3 protein-coding genes are annotated in these 2,114 nt (G+C 61.8%); all 3 read right to left on the reverse strand.

The annotated features are described in order from the left end of the window. Nucleotides 1-92: 92 nt before the first annotated feature. From AAC071_RS16620 to AAC071_RS16630, 3 genes are read right to left on the reverse strand one after another with little or no spacing between them, the layout of a single operon-like run. Nucleotides 93-770 (reverse strand): dienelactone hydrolase family protein, encoded by a 678-nt coding sequence (locus tag AAC071_RS16620; protein WP_339834800.1) that lies wholly within the window; start codon nt 768-770, stop codon nt 93-95. A gap of 30 nt (nt 771-800) precedes the next feature. Next, the gene (locus AAC071_RS16625) at nt 801-1,277 is read right to left on the reverse strand and encodes a MaoC family dehydratase (protein ID WP_339834805.1); all 477 of its coding nucleotides are present in this window, start codon (nt 1,275-1,277) and stop codon (nt 801-803) included. A gap of 2 nt (nt 1,278-1,279) precedes the next feature. Beyond that, nucleotides 1,280-1,753 carry a MaoC family dehydratase gene (locus AAC071_RS16630; protein WP_339834808.1) on the reverse strand — a complete coding sequence of 158 codons (474 nt, stop codon included), beginning with the start codon at nt 1,751-1,753 and terminating at the stop codon, nt 1,280-1,282. Between the last annotated feature and the right edge of the window lie 361 nt (nt 1,754-2,114).

Here is a 2,114-nt window from a genome sequence, read left to right on the forward strand (position 1 = left end):
TGAATCCAAGCCATGCAACCCGTCCACCCATTCCTTAGCCGGACAGCAGTGGGTCGAGCCCGGCAATGACGATGTTGGGTGAGGAGACGGCGTCACGCCCCCTCGAACAATTCCAGCGTCCGCTTCAGCGCCAGCTCGGCCGATGCCCGGTCGTAATTGTTGCGGCGGTCGGAATTGAAGCCGTGATCGGCGTCGTAGACAAAGACCTTCACCTCCGGATGCGCGGCCTCGATGCGGCGCACGTCTTCCATCGGGATGCCCTTGTCCTTTTCGCCGAAGTGGCAAATGGTCGGGCATTTCGGGCTTTCGTCGATGAAGTCCTTGATCGCGCCGCCGTAATAGCATGACGCGGCATCGAGCCCCTCGGCGCGGCAGGCCGCGACCCAGGCGACCGTGCCGCCATAGCAATAGCCGGTGATGAAGGTCTTTTCGCAGCCATCGGCGCGCAGCTTGTCGATGCACATCTGCGCGTCGAGCACGGTGTTCTCGTAAGGGTTCCTGGCGCGCAGCTCCAGCGACTTCTGGATGTCTTCCTGCGCGTATGTCGCCTGGAAGTCCTTCACCTGCCGGTCATAGAGCTGCGGCGACAGCACGTCATAGCCGCGCGCCGCATAATCGTCGCAGAGGTCCTTGATATGCGCGGTGACGCCGAAGATTTCCATGATCAGCACAAGGCCACCTTTTCGTGCGCCTTCGGCTTTTGCGTGGTAGCAGAGTATCTCGGCGCCGTCGCCGCTTGTCAGCGTGATCGTCCTGCCCTTGCGTGCCATCGCGTCCTCCCTTGTCGCCGTTCTGCGCGTTCACCCCGGATGGCGGCGCTGCGTCATGCCCTGGCCGGTGAATTCGAGCACGGTCGCCCCGTGCTGGTTGATGCCGATATTGCGGCTCCGGATGATGCCCCAGTCGGGCCGCGATTTCATTTCGATTTTTTCGATCACGGTTGACGAATAGGTGATCGTGTCGCCGGCCCGCACCGGGTTCGGCCATTTCATGTCGAGAAAGCCGGGCGAGGGGCCGCCGGCGGGCTTGCGGCCGGCTTCGTCGGGCGCGTCCTCGCGGCCCGTGCGCGAAGCGATCATCAGCTTCATCCATGTCGCTGCCGTGTGCCAGCCGCTGGCGGTCAGCCCGCCAAAGGGACCGCGCCTGGCCGCTTCGGCGTCGATGTGGAAATATTGCGGATCGAATTTCGTCGCGAAGCGGATGATCTCTTCCGCGCTGAAAGTATGGCTGCCGAGTTCCAGCCGGCTGCCGATCTCGATGTCCTCGAACCAGGGCATGCCTATTCCTCCGCCGGCGCGCCGGGATGACGCCGGCCATACATCGCCCAGCCGTCCGAGGTCAGCACCACCTCGTCCTTCTGGTTCAGCATTTCGATATGGAATTTCGTCAGGCCCATTTCGGGGCGGCTTTTCGAGACGCGGCGGTCGGTGCAGGTCCGGCGCAGGCGCAGCACATCGTCCACATAGACCGGCTTCCTCCAGCGCACCTCGTCGACGCCCGGCGCGCCCAGCGAGGCGCTTTCAAGGATGTAGCCGTCGCACATCATCCGCATCATCATCGCGCAGGAATGCCAGCCCGACGCGCAGAGCCCGCCCAGAATCGAGGCCTTGGCCGCTTCCTCGTCGAGATGGAAGGGCTGGGCGTCGAACTCGGAAGCGAATTCGACGATCTCCTCCTTCGTCACCTGCTTCGCGCCGAACTCGACCGTCTCGCCGAGGCGAAAATCTTCCCAGTAGTATTTCGGTTGGGTCATTTGTGAGTGCCTGTTGTCTTTGTGCGGAACATATTCTTGCACGGCGTTAGCTTGAGCGACCACCCGCCCCTGGGGGGCGGGTCGAAAAATTCAAACGGAGTGCAGAATTTTTCGGGGGTGAGAAGCGTTTTGCCGAAGGCAAACGAAAAGGCCCGGTGGGCCTTTTTGAGCTTCGAACGCCCGGAGCGAAGCGCAGGGCAATGCCACGAGCTTTCGTTCGGGGTTCAAAAAGGTCCACCGGACCTTTTTGTTCGCTTTGCGAAGCACCCCGAACCCCCGAAATTTGTCTCGCTTGCGCGACCCAAATTTCGACCCTCCCCCAAGGGATTCCTCTGCAAAAGAGAGTGGCATTTGGATTGTA

Origin of the sequence: uncultured Parvibaculum sp. (genome assembly GCF_963975745.1) — a bacterium.
In the GTDB taxonomy this organism is placed as follows: Bacteria; Pseudomonadota; Alphaproteobacteria; order Parvibaculales; family Parvibaculaceae; genus Parvibaculum.